This window comes from Photobacterium obscurum (assembly GCF_026191635.1).
GTDB lineage: Bacteria > Pseudomonadota > Gammaproteobacteria > Enterobacterales > Vibrionaceae > Photobacterium > Photobacterium obscurum.
Window position 1 is genome coordinate 272973 of the sequence record NZ_JAKRRW010000002.1, and the last position, 18197, is coordinate 291169.

Here is an 18197-nt window from a genome sequence, read left to right on the forward strand (position 1 = left end):
TGATGTTAAAAGCCCTAATTGTTGAAGATGAATATCTGGCAAGGGAAGAGCTGACGTATTTGATTGAAACACATAGTAATATAAAAATTGTTGCCGCTTTTGAAGATGGTCTGGAAGCATTTAAGTTTTTACAGAGTAACAAAGTTGATATTGCGTTTCTTGATATCAATATTCCTTCGATTGACGGGATGTTGCTGGCTCGGAATATCCATCAGTTTTCTCAGAAGCCACATATTGTCTTCACAACCGCTTACAAAGAGTTTGCCGTCGATGCCTTTGAACTAGAGGCGTTCGATTATATTTTAAAGCCGTTGAATGAACATCGGGTTATCGGGCTGTTAAATAAGCTTGAAGCGGCTCATCAATGTCAGCCTCAAGTCGAGGATAATCAGCGCCCGAAGACAGTTAACCTGAGCAAAGATAACCGTATCCGAGTCACCCCGGTAGAAGACATCTATTATGCGGTCGCCAATGAAAAAGTGACTGATGTCTATACCAAAGAGGGGGCTTATGTGGCGCCTTTTACCATTAGTGAATTGATGAAGCGCTTGCCAGAGCGCGACTTCTTCCGGTCCCATCGCTCATATTGTGTGAATATAAATAAAATACAGGAAATAGTCCCTTGGCTAAACAGCACCTATATGCTCAAAGTATTCGATATCGATGCTGAAATCCCTGTTAGCCGCAGCAATATAAAGGCGTTTCGAGAGTTGATGCAATTGTAATTCGTGCCGCTATATTGCATTTCATTCCGCAGTAAAGGTATCTCATTTTTTAATCTTTTCTACCTATTGTTATCACCAACGGGAACCGTATCTTGGCGTGTAAAAGAGGTGGCGAGACAGCCATCTTAACGCTTTTATATTCGTTGGAGATTAACATTATGGCCACTCAGGTATCGAGCCGCTCCCGCGGCCTTACACTGCTAGGCACTATTCTTACTCAGTTTGCATTGGGTTCTGTGTATACATGGAGTCTGTTCAATGCTCAGCTTGCAGACAAGCTTACGGAGCCGGTGAGTCGTGTTGCATTTTCATTCGGTATTATGAGCTTGTCATTGGCAGTTGCTTCATCGTTATCGGGTAAGTTGCAAGAACGCTTTGGTATCCGTAAAGTCACTATCGCTTCAGGCCTGATGATTGGCATCAGCCTGTATCTGACCGGCCACGCCACTAACCTTATTATGTTATACATTTTTGCCGGGCTGCTGGTGGGATTTGCTGACGGCACCGGTTACCTGATGGTGCTGTCGAACTGTGTGAAATTCTTTCCTGAGCGTAAAGGTTTGGCTTCTGCCTGTGCCATTGGTGCTTACGGTCTTGGCGCGCTAGCCTTCAAATACATCCTTATGTACCTTCTGACCAACACAGGCCTTGAAATCACATTTGAAATTTGGGGCTTCATTTGTATGGTTATGGTGATCATCGGCGGCCTGATGATGAAAGACGCGCCTAAACTGGAAACCCAAAGAACCAACAACTCAGTATCCAGTGACTATAGCTTGGCTGAAGCCATGAAGTGCCGTCAGTTCTGGATGTTGGCAGTGATGTTCCTGACAGTATGCATGAGCGGTCTGTATGTCATCGGTGTGGCGAAAGATATTGGCGAAAACTACGTTCACCTGTCGATGACGACAGCTGCGGCATCCGTTGCGATTATCGCAGTTGGTAACCTGGGGGGCCGCCTGGTGCTGGGGATCCTGTCTGATCGCATCGCCCGTACCAAAGCAATTGCCATTGCACTATTTGTCTGCCTGCTTGGCGTTTGTGCTCTGCTGTTTGCACCAGCAAGTGCAATGAGCTTCTATTTTGCGGTAGCCTGCATCGCTTTCTGTTTCGGCGGTACAATCACGGTCTATCCATCACTGGTTAGTGATTTCTTCGGCCTTAATAATCTGACCCAAAACTACGGCTTTATTTACCTGAATTTCGGTATCGGTAGCTTTATCGGTTCGGTGGTTGCTTCGCTGTTCGGTGGTTTTGCTGCAACGTTCGATCTGATGCTGGTTCTGCTGATTGTCTCACTGGCAATTTCGCTGACAATCAAAGCGCCGGGTACAGAGCAAGACGAATTCACGGCTGAACCGCTGGCAGCAAACTAGGATTTAGGACTACTAGCCATTATTCAGTTTGGTATAAAAAAGGCTCGGTGAATTCCGAGCCTAATATTAACCGCCAATTAAGACGGTCGGCATGCCCATGATGATCGTTCCGCCGTGAGCTGTTGTATCACCCATACGGGCTGCGGGCTTATTATTCACGAGCACTGTTGCACTTCCTTTAACCACACTGTCTGGCGGGCCAACACAAACACAGATTTGGCCTAACGTAGCCGCAGGCATATTGCCGATTAAAACCGTTGTCGGTAAAGGAAGCAACGGACCACCGACATGAGGGATCGGAACTAGTGCGGGGGTCTGCATCGGGCAGACATGCATATCGGTTGCTCTTGCTGCTGGTAGCATAATTAGGCACCTATTTGACCGTTACCACCCTGGGCGATATTTAAACCTATTTTGAAATAACGTGAGTAACGTTGCTTGGCTTCCAACCCGTCAGGCATGACCGCCGTTAGGTTCACGGCACCGGCAACGGCATGCGAATATAAATATTCAGGGGGAGGAACAACCGGCTCTCCAGGCGCTATCATGCTACCGCCACTCCAGAATGCTGCTTGAGCAACCCAGCCGGCACCTGTTTGTAACTCTGCTTTTTCTGCCATTTTTTCTGCAAATCGACGCGATGTTTCATCAGGGGTATGAACCCATGCTTTTGCTGCCCGAATGGCATTGGCTTCATCAGGGTTCCAATCATCTCTCTGCTCCGCACAGCAACATGCCCACCAAATGGCTTCTCTAACCGGTAGTGCATGTGCGATGAAGATCACCGCATCACTGAATAATTCGGCATCAATGGCCGCATGAATGAGTGTCGAAGGCTTATTGTGCAGCTCTGCCAGATCAGTGAGTTCATCACTAGCTTCATACAGACGTAGAATGTCATCTGCAGTTTGATGTGGAATTTTTAAGTAAGTCATTAGTTAACCTTCGCGATAGCTCCTTGAACCTGCACCATAGCGCCGGCTTTTACTTGCGTCATCGCGCTTCCGTTAATTTCGACCAAAGCGCCTTTTACATCGGTTTTGGCCTGGCTTTGTATCGCAATCATTGCAGCCTTCATTTCTGCTTTGGCTTGTCCTTTTATCGAGATTTGAGTACCAGAGATCTTGATCCCGCTTTGGCTCAGTTCGATGGAACTGCCGCCAACAGATAACTTGATTTTTGTTTTGCCCTTGAGGTCGATGCTTTGACCGTCAACGATGATTTTTGATGAAGCACTGATTTCAGCATTTTTACCGGCGGTACTACTGATCGTCGCATCTGATTTTACGATGAGATCTTTTTTGGCAGTGGCGCTGAATTGATCTTCAGTGTTGAAACTCATGGCTTCTTTGCTTGTCCAGCTCACGGCTTTTTCAACATCAAGGTTCGCTTTTCCTTTGACCGTTTGGTTTAAGTCATTTTTGACATTGATGGTGAGATCTTTTTCTGCCTGAAGAAATACTTCTTCCTTGTCTTTCTTGTCTTCAAACCTCAACTCATTGGCGGTATTACTACTGCCATTAGGAGTGGTTCGCGTCTTTATACCACTTTGTGTGGCTGTGCTGTAAGGTGGCTTGTTTTTCCCATTGTATATCGAACCCGAGATCACCGGGCGATCGGGGTCACCGTCAATGAAACTAATAAGAACCTCATCACCAATTCGTGGAATGAACTGAATGCCAAAACCATTGCTGGCAGTTGGTTGCGCGACAGGGATCCAACAAGAGCTGTTCTCGTCCTTTTTGCCGTCTTTATCCCAGTGGAAGTGAACTTTGATTCGGCCAAATTTATCTTGGTTGACCTCTTCGCCACTTGGCCCGGTCACTTCTGCGCTCTGAATACTGTGTATGCTTGGCTTATCAATGAAAGCGGGGCGCCAGGGGGTACTTGCCGGAATGCACTGAAAACTATTTTTGTACTCGACATCAAAGCTATTCTCTGTGGCTTCGAAGTAATGCTCTGCCTGGGTAATGACATATTCCTGGTTATAGTCGGACTCAGTGTGATCGATCAGGCTAAAACGCAGGCCGGCTCCCAGTGAGGGGATGGCCGAGGCAGCATTGATGACAACTTTTTGGCAGTCTAAGCTTTCCATCTGACGCTTGGCTGCATCACGAATCGCGCTCTTCGCTGTATTTCCCTGGCCAAAAAAGTACTGGCTCAGGGCGTTGTTTTTGATTGTAGTCGTTGTATTCCTCTCGCCACTGGATAAACATTCAGCGAGTTCTTCGTTGTGATCAGCCAAGCTCAATTTACTGGTGCCGAGCTGGCTACGATAGTGCCATTGGCTAATAGTGTAAGTTTTGTTGCTGGCCTGAGTTATGAATGGCACTTTGTCGTTTGCCGCTTTAGCGAAATCTTGGTTACTGTCAGCAACAACAATCGATGGTTGACTTCCACTATGATCGCAATGGTAATGCCAGCCCTCATAAGCCAATAGTCGCTTAATGAAACTTAGATCATTTTCATTAAATTGAATGCAGTAGCTATGCTTTGTGCCCGCATTTCGTGGAGATAGCTTGAAATGGCTTTTTAAACCAGAGTCGGATATGACTTTTTCAATTATTTGTTTAGTCGTCATATCCTGAAAACTCCGGCTTGTTGTGCGATAAGCGAAGATGGAAAGTGGATCGATGGCCTCGACCCGATAAGTATAGAGCTGCTTGTTGATGCTAAAATCAAGATTTTCCAATGATGAAATCAAGGCAAAAAAGCGCCGGCTTTTGACCCTGTCTCCTTCAATTCCTGCTGAATATTGAATATCCAACACTTTTCCGAGCATCTTTGCAGATAGCTTTTCTTTTGATACCAATGTCGCCGTGAAATTTGAACTATCTGAGATCTGTTCTTTAATCGTTAGCCGGGTAACGATGTAAGGCCCTTTGCCATCCAACTTTGCAAGAATAGGCCGCTGTTCTTCATTATAATTGGGGGCTGACATGTCGTGACTCTCTTTTTGTTCTATAAAGTTTTTTAAAAATCAAAAGTGCGAAAGTGTAGTAATTGAGGCTTAATTCCAAATGTAGCTGCATTGTTATTATTGTTTTGTTTTTGTTGCCAGTCAAAGATGCATTTACACAAGCTGCAATCATTTATAAATCATTAAAGGCAATAAGTATAATTATATATTAAATATATCTTTTATACAGCTCAGATGAGTTTGTTAAATCAACATGCGAAAACTTAACTTAACTCGTTTATTTTGAGCTCTGATATAAAGGTGTAAATATATAGCATCTTTTATATGCCCAGTTAAGACTGCTTATTTTAATCGTTACTATCTTTGCAAATAAAATAGTATTTTTAAAACCTCTTTATGTTGAAATCGATTGCACCCGTACCTCCTGGTCTATTTTCTACCCCTTTAGTATTAGCTGTGGCTTTATTCTATCCCATATTCCTCGAAATAAACTATTCCAACGTGTCAATTTAAAATGTCCAGTATTCTATACAGGTATTTTGTGTGGTCTGATGAGACAAAAAAATACTGTCAAATTATATAATCAGCTGATAGCATTCAAAAATTATATTAGTTCAGCGGTTCGTGTGAGAGATTAGTACGCAACGTTTTTCATTGGTGTGTATGGATTTTTAAATTATATAAAAATAAATGCATGCAACGTGTTTTCTATTAATAGTTGCTGTTATGGAAAATATTAATATTTTTTTTATTTAGCGATTACTAATAAATATAAGTGACAGATACAATGAAATTTACCGAGAGCCAACGTCAGAGTTTATTGTCGCCATTAAAAGAAGATAACTTCTGTGGCTTGTATTTAAAGTCAGATCGACAGGCATTTAGGCCACTTCGAAATGAGTTCAATTTAGCGCAAACTTCATTAAGAAAACTGACTCAGAACCCTGAACGTAGTGAACTTGATGTATTACTCGAAGAGAACATCAAGAACTGGAATATATTGTCAGATAGCCTTGCTAATGTGTTTGCGAACTCATCTCGTGATATCGAATTAGCCAGTTGGATGATGGCTGCACAAATCATTATTGATCCTAGTTTAGCTGGAGTAAAAGAATTGGCTTTGTGGCTTGAGGAATTAGTCACTGCTCATTGGGAAACGCTTCATCCAGTATTACCTGAAAATAAAATTAAAGCTGAAGGCGAGAGTGAAAAGTTAAAAGAGATTAATGCATTTAAAGTAAAGGCATTTGTTCAGCTGTTGGGGGAAAGTGAAGATAGTGGCTTACTGTATTCCCCCTTATTAATGACGCCTTTAATTGGCGATTTAGATTTTGCTCGTTACCAAAGCGAAGAGCATAAGGGCAATTTGTCCGAGCTTCGCAGTCAGTATCATAATCTTGCGTTAACCGAGCGGACTAAAGTTGTTTGTTTAATCAACAATCTAGAGTGCATCAAAACTACTTTTGTTGCGATTGACCAGAAAGTGACTGCAATCTGCCAGCAAAACCTTCTTCCTTCAGTTGGATTTAATTTTGTTATTAGCCTTTTCAACAAGATATTACGTGCGATTGAGTTTATTTCAGGATTGAAGCCTTCTGCGACTGCTGCGCCGGTTGATGATTCGCAACCAATTTTATCAACACAGGCCGAAGAACATACGCAGGAAGCCACTTCGAGACATCAAGATATGCAAGAGCTTCCAGCGGTTAATCAGTCTGTTTCAATTTCTTCGCTTGCCACTCAGCAAGTTGTTAATCGCGATCAGGTGTTTCACCAACTGCGAGATATTGCAGACTATTTCAGGAAAACTGAGCCCCATAGTCCGGTCGCATATTTGCTTGAAAAGGCAATACGTTGGGGGTACATGCCGCTTCCGGAATTAATGACTGAGTTGCTATCAAACCAGCAAGAGACGATTGACCGGGTATTCAACCTGACAGGGTTGGACGAGGACGGGGTGATTACATTACCCGAAGTTAAGCAACCGGTCGCTACTACACCAGTTTTATCTACGCCGGCGGTTACAAGCGAGCCAGAGCCGGCGGTAGAAATGAAGCCTGTTTCCCCTGTTATTGAAACAGAGAAAACACCTAATCAAGAACCACAAAAAACAGAGCAGCAATCAAAATCTAGCGGTGCATTGCAGTGGTAGAGCGTGCTGTTACTGCTTAATCATAAAAAAAGAGGATAGTTATTATGGCGAGCATTTACATGCGTATAGACGGCGTTCAAGTTGATGGCGGCGCAACAATTGAAGGATTGCCGGGTGAGGGCTGGTTCGCACTAAATTCATACAGCTGGGGCGCGGTACGTTCTGTTGCTATGGATATTGGTAACGGTACAAATGCTGACTCAGGCATGGTTGCCATGAGCGAAGTGAACATCACTAAAGAAGTGGACGGTGCCTCTGAAGACCTACTGTCTTTCCTATTCAGCCCTGGTGCCGAAGGTAAAGATGTTGAGATCGTTTTCACTAAACCTGCACGTGATGGTTCTGGCGCTGAGATCTACTTCCAGGTGAAGCTAGATAAAGCCCGTCTTGTTTCATACAACGTGAGTGGCTCTGACGGTTCACAGCCATTTGAAAGCATCGCACTTTCTTACGTTCAGCTTGACCAGCTGCACTGGCATGAAGACAACGGCGGCAAAATGGAAAAAGGTGGTCTTGTTTCTTACCACGTACCACAAGGCAAGATGCTTTCTGGTTCGAAGTAATCTGCTGTTATGCGCCGCTGTTACAGCGGCGCATATTCACAGTTTTGTTAGGTTTTCAGCATAAATCAAAAGGTAGGAATGCATGGCTCTTAACTCGCAACATAAGCGTGTCAGTAAAAACCGCGTCAGCATCACTTATGACGTAGAAACCAATGGTGCAACTGAAACAAAAGAACTGCCTTTTGTTGTGGGTGTTATTGGTGAATTCTCTGGCCATAAACCAGAAAGTGAAAAAGTCGATCTAGAAGAACGTGAATTTACCGGTGTTGATAAAGATAACTTCGACACTGTGATGGAACAAATTAACCCAAGTCTGTCTTACAAAGTCGACAACAAATTGGCTGATGATAATAGCCAGTTTGAAGTGAATTTGAACTTCAAATCTATGAAGGATTTCCACCCTGAGCACGTGGTTGAAAATATCGAACCATTAAAGCAGTTGGTTGAGACTCGTAACCAGCTGAAAGTGCTATTGAGCAAAGCCGATCGCTCTCGTGATCTGGAGCGACTGCTAAAAGAGTTGCTGCAAAGTGCAGATGCTATCCAACACCTTGCCGGTGAACTGGGTGTAGAAAAAGGTGAGGCTGAATAATGGCGCCACAACAGCAAAATGTAGCCAAGCAGGCTGAAGCTGTCGCTGTTGAGGTCAGTGTCCTTGATCGTGCAATCTCTGATTGTTCACGCGATTTAGAACGGTTGTTAAAAGAATTGCTGCAAAGTGCAGATGCAATCCAACATCTTGCAGGTGAACTTTCTGTTCAAAAAGGGGAAGGTAAATAATGTCGACAGAACAACAAAATGTAGCTCAGCAGGCTGAAGCCGCTGGTGCAGAATCCAGCTTTCTTGATCGTGCTATTTCAGCCACGACACAAACCCCGGTTGATACTACCAAAGAACTGCTGTCCGTACTGATGTCACAGGCACTTGAAGGCACAGTAACCTGGGATAAGAACCTGACGCTGACCATTGAGAAAGCCATCGCAGCTCTGGATGTGAAAATTTCAGATCAGCTTTCTACAGTGATGAAAAATGATGCTTTCCAGAAATTGGAAGGGACGTGGTTAGGTTTGCAAAAGCTGGTAAAAAACAGCGAACTTGGCCCTGATCTTAAGATCAAACTGGCGGATTATACCAAAGACGAGCTGCTTGAGCAGTTTGAAGATGCGCCTGCTATTGACCGTAGCCGTTTGTTCACCATGATTTACCAGGAAGAATTTGGTACAGCAGGTGGCCAGCCTTACGGTGTGCTGCTGGGCGATTATGAATTTGGCTACGGCGATGAAGATGTTGCCTTGCTTCGCTATATGGGCGAAGTGGCCGCCGCTTCACATGCCCCGTTCATTGCAGCGACAAATCCCGAGATGTTCGATTTTGAGTCGTTCGAGAGCTTCAACGAAGGCAAGCCAGTCGCAGCCGGTTTTGACTCTCCGGCGTATGCCAGCTGGAATGCATTCCGTGAGAGTGATGATTCACGCTATGTCGCATTAACACTGCCTAAAACTATTGCCCGTCTGCCTTACGGGCAAGGTACAGTTCCAGTAAGTTCTTTCCAGTATGAAGAGTTCGCCACTGATGCCAATGGCAAGGCGGTACCGCAATCTCAGGATGATTTTGTCTGGAGCAACGCGGCCTATGAATTCGGTTTATTGTTGACCCAGGCCTATACCCAGTACGGTTGGTGCACAGCGATCCGTGGTACGGATAACGGCGGTAAAGTCGAAAACCTGCCTAACTTCACCTATCACTCTCCGGCTGGTGACTTGCTGCAGCAATGTCCTTCTGAAGTGAACCTGACGGATGAGCGTGAAAAAGAGCTAAGTGATCTAGGCTTCCTGCCTTTGGTGCATTACAAGAATACTAATTACGCCGTATTCATGGGCGCACAAACGGCGCATAAGCCAAAAACATATACCGATCCGGATGCGACGGCCAATGCGGCGATCTCTGCACGTCTGCCATACACCATGGCAAGCAGCCGTATTGCTCAGTACCTGAAAGTAATGGGGCGTGACCGTATTGGCTCAAATATTGACGCCAACGAGGTCGAGAAAGAACTGACTAATTGGGTCCAGCAGTACGTTAACCCGAATGCGATCGGTAATGAAGCGAAAGCCAAGTATCCACTTGTGGAAGCTCGAGTGGTTGTCGAGGAACAGGCTGGCCGTCCGGGTAGCTATTCTGCTATTGCCCACCTTCGTCCATGGCTACAAATGGAAGAGTTAACGACCTCTCTACGTATGGTCGCGAACATTCCAGGTTAATTAATACTTTCGGGAGCTTCGGCTCCCGAATGGAGCATCTATGACAGTGACCAATCCAACATCATCCGCCAATGTCTTTAATGACACAGGGCTGTGGCGAATGCTGTTCGAGCATGCTCAGAACCACGATGTCTCCCAATTTAAAGCATTGCTCAGCCGTGTGATCACTCAGTTGGATCAATTATTGAGCGAGCAACTCTCCGCTGTTATTCAAGCCGAGGAGTTCAAGCAACTTGAAGCGTCGTGGTCCGGGCTGCATAGCTTGGTTCAACTCCCGGTATCTAGTCGCCGCATTAAAGTGAAACTGCTTGATTTCAGCTGGCATATGCTATCGACGGATTTAAACCAGTCGTTTGAAATCAACCGCAGTGCACTGTTTAAAAAGGTGTATGCCAAAGAGCTTGATACGGCAGGCGGCCAGCCTTTCGGTTTGCTGGTGGTCGATCACCATGTTTGCTCTGATCTGGATGAAGGTGGTGATTTTGATGACCTCTACACGTTGCAATTGCTCGCAGAGCTGGGTGAGCGCTCGCTGTGTCCTGTCGTACTTGGTGTCGATAACTATTTTTTCGGTGATGATCCGGCAAGATTGGTTCATGACCATGCACGAATTAATCGCATTTTAACTAGCCAGGATTTACAGAGCTGGCAATTGTTGCGGGAACACAGCTCAAGCCGTTTTTTACACCTTGTATTGCCTGAATACCGAATTCGTACACCAAGGAAGCATTATCCTGCGGGCTTTGTATTCAGTGAAGCAAATACTAACAGCAGTGTGTTGTGGGGCAATGCTGCTTATCTATTAGCTGCCAATGTGATTCGTGAATTTGACCGTATCAGCTGGTTCGGCTTTTTAAGGGCGCACGACAGCACCGGAAACCATGGTGTGTTGGTTGATTTAAACGACAGTGTCTGTACGCCACTTAAAGCTCGTATCGATATTTTCAGCGAGAGCGATGGTTTCTGGGCCGATCAGGGCTTTGTTCCGGTATCGAGTATTTATCTCAGTGGTCAGCTGGGTCTGTTTAGCAACCAGTCGGTGTGGAAACCTGTAAACGAAGCCAGCAAAACCAGCGGAATGCTGCAAACCAACTTGATGGCCTGCCGTTTTGGTCATTATATCAAAGCTCAGATGCGTGATCGTGTCGGTAGCTTTGACAGCGCGGCAACTTGCCAGCGTGATTTGAGCAAATGGCTGCAATCTTATATCAGCAATGTCGACTATGGCGACGAGTCCATTATGGCGCGTTATCCGCTCAAACACGCAGAGGTTCGGTTTATTGCAAACCGCTACGACTCCACCCGGTATCGATGTGAAATTAAACTGCAGCCGCAATACCAGTACGAAATGTTGGATACCCATATCACGCTGATGACTGATGTTTCATCAGACAAGCTAGGGGAAGCGCAATGAGTTTGATGGCAAAGCTGAAAGGCCAGTGGCGTGGGGATGTTGATGATGTTCGCGATGCCATTATTGAAAATCTGTCGGCTGTGTTATCGGCACGGGCTCCGATGTGGCATGGCGCCAACTTGGGCCCGTTAACATCTGACTCTATTGCTGTATTTGGCATGGTGAGCTCATTGCGCAGCCAAGGTAAGAGCAGTAGTGATTTGATCCTCCATGACGTGAAGCAGCTAATTGTTCAGTTCGAGCCGCGCTTGCAAGACGTTGTTGTCGAGCTGGACGAAAGTTCTGTTGCTACCAATAAGCTGAAGTTTCGGATTGAAGGCCTGATCAGCAGTAAGTTTGGTGAAGAAGTGGTGGTGTTTGATTCAAGTCTGGATTTTACCACTAGCAGTTTAGATGTAAGGAAGACGAACCTTGTCTGAGTCATTATTAAGTTATTTTGAACAAGAGCTGGCTTTTATTCGCCAAGAAGCGGGTGAATTTGCTCGTCGTCATCCTGGCTCGGCGAAATCTCTGGGTATTAGTGATGACAGTGTTGATGACCCACAAATTTCTCGCTTGATTGACAGCGTTGCATTGCTTAATGCGCGTTTGCAACAGCGACTGGACGATTCGTTTCCGCAGCTGACAGATAGTCTGTTGCGTCTGCTGTTTCCTCACTATCTTCGTCCGATCCCGGCATACAGCATCATGAAGATGCAGCCTTCCGATGAAGTCAGTGCTAAGCATTTTATTCCACAAGGTACTCATCTGGGCGTCTCGGACACTGAGATTGAAACGACGGTTTTTCGTACCTGTCAGGATGTGACGTTATTTCCGATCAAGCTAGCTTCGGCCTATGTGGCGATGGCGCCGTTTGATGTTGAAAAGCCACAAGGCGGCGAGCAAGCTAAGGCGATGCTTGAGATCCAGTTGCAGACAACGGATCCCGGTATTTTGTTTTCTGATCTTGATCTGGCCTCTCTTGAGCTGTTCTTGCGTGGTGAAACGCAATCCGTATTGCGGCTGTATGATCACCTGTTGTCCGGGGTGAAACAAGTGTGTGTCCAGTTCGGTGAAAATCGAGTGCTGCTAGGCCGCGATGCACTGAAGCCTGTTGGTTTTGATGGTCAGAATCAGGTGCTACCTTATAGTTCACGAAGTTTTGGTGGTTTTAAGTTGCTGACCGAATTCTTCACTTTTCCGGAGCGGTTTCATGTCATTGACTTAGCGTTTGCTCAGTCATTGCGCTACGCACATACCAACGAGATTAAGATCCAGATTTTTCTCGATGATATGGCGATTGATTTGTCTCGTAGCCTTGGGGCAGATAATTTTCATTTGTTTTGTACCCCAATCGTCAATTTGCAAACCCTGACCGCCGAGCCGCTTACGGTGAATTTTGGTCATAGCCAATATCCTATTGTGCTTGATGCGGGAGGGCAGCAACAGCTGCAGCTGTTTGCTATAGATCAAGTGACCGATGTGACAGAACAGAATAGTTGTTCAGTACCGCCGCTATACGGTGAAAAATACAAAGGTGCAGAAACTGGCCTAAGGTGGCAGCTGGTTCAAGAGTGGCAGAACGAGACATCGTTGCAAAGCAGCTTGCGTGTGGCCGATCTTGAACACAAAAGTGCTGCCAGTGAGGCAAGAACCTGGCTGGTATCCGCCACATGCTCGGACGGACCCACAGCCAGCAAGTTATCGATTTCGAGTCAGGTTAGCTGCCGTGATTCCATTTCGCTACCTGCAAAATTACAGCTGCTTCGTCGTCCGACTAAGCAAATTCGAATTAAGTCAGCTGAGCAAAATGCCTGGCCTCTACTGGCGCATCTGCACTTTAACTATCATGCATTGCTTGGGGCAGACGATCCTGTATCGGCTTTAAAGGCCATGCTGAATCTTTATAACCATACCGAAAGCTCGCAAAACGTTGCGTATATCTCTGCGATTCAATCTCTGGAACAAGAGCAAGTTGTTGCACCTACCCGTATTTCGGGCAAGAGCTGTTTTGCCTATGGTACCCGTATCAGTGTCACCCTCAATACCAAAGAGCTAGGTGGTGGTGGGGTTGAGTTGCTCTCTCAGTTGCTGGATCGGTTCTTCGCATATTTTGCCGGTTTTAACAGCTTTACTCAGGTTGTGATTCTGATTGAAGGCGCCGAAGGCGAACATAAAGTCTTTCCGAGGAGGTCTGGATGCAAGAACATGCTCTGACTCAGCTTCTTCGAGAGCCCTATACCTTCGATCTTCATCGCGCAGTACAGCTGGTTAAGCATGAAGCAGCAACCTTGGGCAAGCGACCGGCATTGACGTTCACTGCTAGTCTGCTGCCTGCCTATCAGCAGGCGGATATTGTTGAAGTCAGTAACCCGGTTGCCGGGCAATGGGCATTTACCTGTGATCTGCCCGCGTTATCTGGCAGTCAGGGCGTTATGCCCCGCCATAGCTATATCGAGTCGATCAAGGAGCTATTCGAACAGGGTAACGATGCCCTGATCGATTTCCTGGACGGCTTTAATAACCGTTATTACCGGCTGTATTGCCAGGCGGAGTTAAAAAATGATTTAGCAGCCCAGGCCGAGGAAGAGCATTTTAGCTGGAATCGTCATAGCGCTTCGCTGACCACGATGCTGGCCAACCTTAATGGTGATCTTGGTAATAACCGTATTTTGCCTTCTGATCATCTGATCCAGTATTCGGGTTTGCTGGGACTGAAATTGTCCTGCCCACACACGTTGAAAGACTTACTTGGCGACTATTTTGAGTACGAATTTGATGTCGAATATGGCGATGTTGACTATGTACCACTGCTGCCATGTAGCGTGACCAAGCTGGGAAAAACAGGACAAAACAACCAATTAGGTTTTGGTGCCTTGGTCGGTAAAAGTGCTGTCACCGCATTCCAGCGTCTGGAAATTATGATCAAACCCAATAATAACCACCAGTTTAACGAAATCCGTAATGACAACCGGCTGGTTAGTGCAATAGATGCTTTCGTTCGGCATTACATGGGGGTCGATATCAAGCTGAAACTGATGATCAAGGTTAACGGTAAGTATCTACCTGGCTTACGCCTGAGCACAGAAAGTAGTACCGATATTCGTCTGGCGCAATCGACTTGGCTTGCCCCGAAACAGATAACTCGAGAACACGTGGTAATGCCACTTAAATAACAGCAAGGACACAGCATGATCAATGTTGAATTACAGAGCCTGGTAAAACGGCTTGCCTTACCATTAAAGAGTGCACTTGAAGCTGCCGCGGGTGATTGCATGGCACGCACTCACTTTAGTATTGAGCAAGAGCATTGGTTTAACCAGCTATTGAATGAGCCCAAGAGTGGCTGGGTTGAGTTATTGCAGCAAGGAAATATTGGTCGTGACCAAATCGTGGATCTGCTATCTCGTCATTTGAGCGGATTGTCTCGTGGTAACGATAACTCGCCGGCCTTGTCACCGACCTTGGTAGAGCTACTCAAAGATGCCTGGTTGCTGGCATCGGTTAATCACAGTCATGGTGAAGTGAACGGCTATCATATTTTGCTGGTTCTGAAGCAGCGGATGGTACAGGGTGGTTATAACGGTGATCTCAGTGGCTGGCTAAATACCCTGTCGACGGAATCGCTGAAAGCGAGTGCAGCCAGGCAATTGCCAACCCAGCGTGCCGAACTCACCACCGGCTCGGCCGAAGTATTGGCAGGTGGCGAGGCCAGCACCGTTGCGTTGGACAAATACACCCAGAACCTGACGGCAGCCGCGAGAAACGGGGAGTTGGACCCTATCTCGGGACGGAATACCGAAATCCGAAAGTCTATTGATATTCTTTGTCGTCGCCGTCAGAACAGCCCGATTTTGGTCGGTGATCCGGGTGTTGGTAAGACGGCGATTGTCGAAGGTCTGGTACAGCAGATTGTAGACGGCAATGTACCGCCATCATTGGCCAATGTTGAACTGCGCACGCTGGATTTGGCACTGCTTCAGGCTGGGGCGAGTATCAAGGGTGAGTTTGAAAATCGTTTGAAAGATGTGCTGACAGAAGTTAAGCAGTCACCTCATCCAATTATTGTCTTTATTGATGAAGCACACACCTTGATAGGTGCAGGAGGGGCTGCCGGACAAAATGATGCTGCTAACCTCTTGAAACCGGCTTTGGCTCGCGGTGAGTTTCGTACGATTGCGGCGACAACATGGGCTGAATATAAGCAGTATTTCGAAACGGATGCTGCGCTGACTCGCCGTTTCCAACTGGTCGCTGTAGGCGAGCCGAGTGAAGAAGATGCGATTCAAATGCTGCGTGGTGTGACTCGCGGTTTGGAAAAGCACCACCGTGTCAAAGTACTGGAAGAAGCGATTGAATCGGCGGTTCGGCTGTCGGTCCGTTTCCTTCCCGAGCGTCAGCTGCCTGATAAGGCCATCAGTTTGCTTGATACCGCTTGTTCTCGTATTGGACTGAGTCAAAGTGCGTTGCCGCAGCAGCTTGATGGCTTGGCAGAACAGATCCGTTATGCAAAAAATGAATTCTCAGCGGTAGAGCGTGAGCATGCCATGCTGGCAAACGGTGCAGACAAGCTTGTGGCTGTGCAGGAAAAACTTGCCCAGCTTGAGGCTGAATACGTGCAACTGAATCAGCGATGGGAAGCGGAGAAGGTGCTGGTAACCGAGATCACCGAGTTGCAGAACCTTATTGATGAGAGATATCTCGCCGGTGATGATGTGGTTGATCTTGCCGAGCAGCAGCAACTGTCTCATAAGCTCGATGCATTGTATGAGCTGCAGGGTGAATCCCCCCTGGTAATACCACAGGTGGATACCCAGACCATTGCACAGGTTATCTCCCTTTGGACCGGGATCCCTGTAGGCAACATGGTCAAGGATGAAGTAGAGCGTTTGTTGCAGCTTGAGCAACGGATTGGAGAGCGGGTGATTGGTCAGACAGCACCGATAGCGGAGATTTCGCAAGCTATTCGTATGTCGCGCGCAGGACTGACCGATCCACGCAAACCGATTGGGGTTTTCTTGATGTGTGGCCCGAGTGGGGTTGGTAAAACAGAAACTGCATTGGCGCTTACTGACTTGCTTTATGGCGGTGAGAAGAACATCACGACAATCAACATGACGGAGTTTAAAGAAGAGCACAAGATCTCAATGTTGCTGGGATCGCCTGCTGGGTATGTGGGCTACGGCAAAGGTGGTGTATTGACTGAAGCCGTGCGCAAGAACCCGTATTCTGTTTTGCTGCTTGATGAGATGGAAAAAGCCCACCCGGGTGTTCATGATCTTTTCTATCAAATCTTTGATAAAGGCGCTATTTCCGATAGTGAGGGGCGCGATATTGATTTTAGAAACACTATTATCATTATGACGTCGAATGCGGCCGACAGTGCGGTGGTGGATGCCTGCGCGCATGAAAGACCGAGTATCCCGGCGTTGACCCAAACGATTTTCCCGGCGTTGCAGCAGTACTTTAAGCCTGCCTTTATCGGGCGATCAACCGTTGTGCCTTATTTCCCGCTCAATGATGACGAAATGGCGAAAATTGCCCGCTTGTCGCTTCGTCGTATAGAGAAGCGAGTTAAAGAGCACTATGGCGCTACGTTTACGTACAGTGATGATTTGATCTCTCACCTGATTTCTCAAAATCACTCGCCAGAAACCGGTGCGCGAGCTATTGAACAGATTATCAATCGTAGTTTGATGCCAGAGCTGGCGACTCAATGCATTGTTCGACTGAGCGAAGGACAGTCGATCAATGCGGTAAGCATCGGTTGTCAAGCCGGAGAAGTGAGTTTCGATATCGTCTAGGTTAGTACAGGTCGCTGCAATTAGCGGCGATCAGTCTGATTTATCCTGGCAATTGCTTCGCTGCTAAGTACGGAAGATAAGTATGTCAATATTTGGAAAACAAGATGCTAATGTCTGCTACGAAATAACAGGCAACGGGCCCGATCCAAGGTTAGGTATCGCAGTACGGGGCTCACTGCCGCTTCGTAAAATACGCTTAACTAACTATGACGTATCAGTGAAAGACATTTATATGTCGGGTGTTTTGGAATCCATCATTGAAGAGCTGGATATTTTAGAGCGTTTAAATTGCCGGAATATTTTTGTTACTAACCGATATAGCAGCGTCAAAATTTGGATTAATCGGAGTAGTAAAGAATTAAATGCAGCAGTAGCTTGTCCATTCGCTAATGCGGTTATCAATAATGCCGTAGGAGTGGGGTATCAAGTGGGGATTGCTGGGTTTACCTCAGTCGCATTACCTGTGATTCAAGGCGCATTAACACCTAAATTGGCTGATAAAGCAAAGTTAGTTTCTAAGGGGCTGGATTTTGGTGTCAGATTAGGTAATGGGGCGACGTCTCCCGTAGCAAAGGGAAAATCAACGGTTAATGGTATTGCCGGTAATGCGTTGGGGATCGCGGTAAATGCAAAGGCTGCCATATGCAGTAAAAAAGATAGCGATATTACGTTTGTTGGTATGCCAGTACAAACGCCTAAATTTCGAGATCAAAAAAAGAGACTTAATATCGTACGCCGATTAATCCATAAGGCGAAAACACGTTTGTTCCCAGATAAGCTAATTGTTCGTGTGGGATCTGAATTTAATAAACATCATGCTGGTTGCGTGATTGATTTAGGTGTGCGAGCTATTTCTATTCATGACTTAATTATGTTTCTTTCGATGTATTCCGAGCAAGGAAAATTGATGAATTGCTTTCACGATACCTCGGGTTCCGATGAAGTCTCTAGTCAGATAAATGTGATTTAAGTATTTGCGATAGAGCTTCAGCGTGTGATTAGA

At 46.2% G+C, this 18197-nt stretch carries 15 protein-coding genes and 1 pseudogene; 13 read left to right on the top strand and 3 right to left on the bottom strand.

Translation table 11 applies throughout. The features are described from left to right. The first annotated feature begins 2 nt into the window (after nt 1-2). Nucleotides 3-725 carry a LytR/AlgR family response regulator transcription factor gene (locus tag MD588_RS03475; RefSeq protein ID WP_265695451.1) on the top strand — a complete coding sequence of 241 codons (723 nt, stop codon included), beginning with the start codon at nt 3-5 and terminating at the stop codon, nt 723-725. Nucleotides 726-883: 158 nt separating this feature from the next. Continuing rightward, a complete protein-coding gene (locus tag MD588_RS03480; RefSeq protein WP_265695452.1) occupies nt 884-2101 on the top strand; it encodes an L-lactate MFS transporter in 1218 nt (405 codons plus the stop codon). Between the two features lie 66 nt (nt 2102-2167). Here the strand turns inward: MD588_RS03480 and MD588_RS03485 are convergent, their stop codons facing one another. The 3 genes from MD588_RS03485 to MD588_RS03495 are packed head-to-tail and all read right to left on the bottom strand — an operon-like array spanning nt 2168 to nt 5042. Beyond that, nucleotides 2168-2464: a PAAR domain-containing protein gene (locus tag MD588_RS03485; protein WP_265695454.1), complete on the bottom strand. Its 297-nt coding sequence runs from the start codon at nt 2462-2464 to the stop codon at nt 2168-2170. Nucleotides 2465-2466: 2 nt separating this feature from the next. Beyond that, a complete protein-coding gene (locus MD588_RS03490) occupies nt 2467-3036 on the bottom strand; it encodes a DUF6931 family protein (RefSeq protein ID WP_265695456.1) in 570 nt (189 codons plus the stop codon). Further along, on the bottom strand, nt 3036-5042 hold the full coding sequence (locus MD588_RS03495; RefSeq protein ID WP_265695457.1) for a type VI secretion system Vgr family protein: 2007 nt from the start codon (nt 5040-5042) through the stop codon (nt 3036-3038). Before MD588_RS03495 ends, MD588_RS03490 begins: the two co-directional genes overlap by 1 nt. A 766-nt stretch (nt 5043-5808) precedes the next feature. Here MD588_RS03495 and MD588_RS03500 point away from each other — a divergent pair. From MD588_RS03500 to MD588_RS03550, 11 genes and pseudogenes are all read left to right on the top strand, one after another. Next, entirely contained in the window at nt 5809-7173 is a 1365-nt protein-coding gene (locus MD588_RS03500) for a type VI secretion system protein TssA (protein WP_265695458.1), read from the top strand. Between the two features lie 44 nt (nt 7174-7217). Further along, a complete protein-coding gene (locus MD588_RS03505; protein WP_265695459.1) occupies nt 7218-7736 on the top strand; it encodes an Hcp family type VI secretion system effector in 519 nt (172 codons plus the stop codon). A gap of 82 nt (nt 7737-7818) precedes the next feature. After that, nucleotides 7819-8328, top strand: a complete 510-nt coding sequence (tssB, locus tag MD588_RS03510; protein ID WP_265695461.1) for a type VI secretion system contractile sheath small subunit — start codon at nt 7819-7821, stop codon at nt 8326-8328. Nucleotides 8329-8405: 77 nt separating this feature from the next. Continuing rightward, a pseudogene (locus tag MD588_RS26050) lies at nt 8406-8516 on the top strand (type VI secretion system contractile sheath small subunit); the annotation flags it as partial. Then, the gene (gene tssC / locus MD588_RS03520) at nt 8516-9997 is read left to right on the top strand and encodes a type VI secretion system contractile sheath large subunit (RefSeq protein ID WP_265695464.1); all 1482 of its coding nucleotides are present in this window, start codon (nt 8516-8518) and stop codon (nt 9995-9997) included. The pseudogene MD588_RS26050 and the gene tssC, both read left to right, overlap by 1 nt. Nucleotides 9998-10037: 40 nt before the next feature. Continuing rightward, nucleotides 10038-11411: a type VI secretion system contractile sheath domain-containing protein gene (locus MD588_RS03525; protein ID WP_322784225.1), complete on the top strand. Its 1374-nt coding sequence runs from the start codon at nt 10038-10040 to the stop codon at nt 11409-11411. Beyond that, a complete protein-coding gene (tssE, locus tag MD588_RS03530; RefSeq protein WP_265695465.1) occupies nt 11408-11830 on the top strand; it encodes a type VI secretion system baseplate subunit TssE in 423 nt (140 codons plus the stop codon). Before MD588_RS03525 ends, tssE begins: the two co-directional genes overlap by 4 nt. Next, entirely contained in the window at nt 11823-13607 is a 1785-nt protein-coding gene (gene tssF / locus MD588_RS03535; RefSeq protein WP_265695467.1) for a type VI secretion system baseplate subunit TssF, read from the top strand. The genes tssE and tssF overlap by 8 nt, the downstream gene beginning before the upstream one ends. After that, the gene (locus MD588_RS03540; RefSeq protein WP_265695468.1) at nt 13589-14566 is read left to right on the top strand and encodes a type VI secretion system baseplate subunit TssG; all 978 of its coding nucleotides are present in this window, start codon (nt 13589-13591) and stop codon (nt 14564-14566) included. The genes tssF and MD588_RS03540 overlap by 19 nt, the downstream gene beginning before the upstream one ends. A 15-nt stretch (nt 14567-14581) precedes the next feature. Continuing rightward, entirely contained in the window at nt 14582-17194 is a 2613-nt protein-coding gene (tssH, locus tag MD588_RS03545; protein WP_265695470.1) for a type VI secretion system ATPase TssH, read from the top strand. A gap of 82 nt (nt 17195-17276) precedes the next feature. Continuing rightward, nucleotides 17277-18164, top strand: a complete 888-nt coding sequence (locus tag MD588_RS03550; protein ID WP_265695471.1) for a hypothetical protein — start codon at nt 17277-17279, stop codon at nt 18162-18164. Nucleotides 18165-18197 lie beyond the last annotated feature (33 nt).

What these genes read in the sequence shown, in the direction of transcription:
- tssE (WP_265695465.1), top strand. Translation starts at nt 11,408, where the DNA reads ATGAGTTTGATGGCAAAGCTGAAAGGCCAGTGGCGTGGGGATGTTGAT.
- MD588_RS03495 (WP_265695457.1), bottom strand. Translation starts at nt 5,042, where the DNA reads ATGTCAGCCCCCAATTATAATGAAGAACAGCGGCCTATTCTTGCAAAG.
- MD588_RS03490 (WP_265695456.1), bottom strand. Translation starts at nt 3,036, where the DNA reads ATGACTTACTTAAAAATTCCACATCAAACTGCAGATGACATTCTACGT.
- MD588_RS03550 (WP_265695471.1), top strand. Translation starts at nt 17,277, where the DNA reads ATGTCAATATTTGGAAAACAAGATGCTAATGTCTGCTACGAAATAACA.
- MD588_RS03500 (WP_265695458.1), top strand. Translation starts at nt 5,809, where the DNA reads ATGAAATTTACCGAGAGCCAACGTCAGAGTTTATTGTCGCCATTAAAA.
- tssH (WP_265695470.1), top strand. Translation starts at nt 14,582, where the DNA reads ATGATCAATGTTGAATTACAGAGCCTGGTAAAACGGCTTGCCTTACCA.
- MD588_RS03505 (WP_265695459.1), top strand. Translation starts at nt 7,218, where the DNA reads ATGGCGAGCATTTACATGCGTATAGACGGCGTTCAAGTTGATGGCGGC.
- MD588_RS03475 (WP_265695451.1), top strand. Translation starts at nt 3, where the DNA reads ATGTTAAAAGCCCTAATTGTTGAAGATGAATATCTGGCAAGGGAAGAG.
- MD588_RS03540 (WP_265695468.1), top strand. Translation starts at nt 13,589, where the DNA reads ATGCAAGAACATGCTCTGACTCAGCTTCTTCGAGAGCCCTATACCTTC.
- MD588_RS03480 (WP_265695452.1), top strand. Translation starts at nt 884, where the DNA reads ATGGCCACTCAGGTATCGAGCCGCTCCCGCGGCCTTACACTGCTAGGC.
- tssC (WP_265695464.1), top strand. Translation starts at nt 8,516, where the DNA reads ATGTCGACAGAACAACAAAATGTAGCTCAGCAGGCTGAAGCCGCTGGT.
- MD588_RS03485 (WP_265695454.1), bottom strand. Translation starts at nt 2,464, where the DNA reads ATGCTACCAGCAGCAAGAGCAACCGATATGCATGTCTGCCCGATGCAG.
- MD588_RS03525 (WP_322784225.1), top strand. Translation starts at nt 10,038, where the DNA reads ATGACAGTGACCAATCCAACATCATCCGCCAATGTCTTTAATGACACA.
- tssB (WP_265695461.1), top strand. Translation starts at nt 7,819, where the DNA reads ATGGCTCTTAACTCGCAACATAAGCGTGTCAGTAAAAACCGCGTCAGC.